The organism is Vibrio sonorensis, assembly GCF_001854765.1.
Taxonomy (GTDB): domain Bacteria; phylum Pseudomonadota; class Gammaproteobacteria; order Enterobacterales; family Vibrionaceae; genus Vibrio; species Vibrio sonorensis.
Map to the genome: position 1 here is coordinate 1 of NZ_LJJE01000128.1, position 446 is coordinate 446.

Annotated in this window: 1 protein-coding gene; it reads left to right on the forward strand. The window is 42.6% G+C overall.

Annotation, left to right across the window (positions count from 1 at the left end):
* Positions 1 to 355, forward strand: a 355-nt coding sequence (locus BLO31_RS22410; RefSeq protein ID WP_139159095.1) for an IS630 family transposase, incomplete at its 5' end; no start/stop codon positions are given.
* Positions 356 to 446 lie beyond the last annotated feature (91 nt).

The following is a 446-nucleotide window of genomic DNA, read 5'->3' on the forward strand; positions in this document are numbered from 1 at the left end:
GGTTGTTCCTTGGGTTAACAAGGAGATTATGGTTGAACACCTTAAGCAGATCTCCGCAGTCACCAAAAAAGGTCGTCATACTGTGGTGATCATGGATGGTGCGGGGTGGCACACGAATAACATTGCAGAGCAATTTGATAATGTAAGTATCATCAAACTTCCGCCCTATTCACCTGAACTAAACCCGATTGAGCAAGTATGGAGCTGGCTGCGACAGCACTGTTTAGCAAATCAGAGTTTTACGGATTATAACGACATTGTTGAGAAGGTCTGTGATGCATGGAATCACTTTTTAGAAAGTACCGACAGAGTGACAAAGATGTGTCAAAGGGAATGGATTAACCTGACCAGTTAATTTTCCAGATTGGTATAACCAACTGAACTACCGACATTTCAGTACATACGAAAAAACCCAACGCTTTCGCATTGGGTTTGGAAAAAGTGGC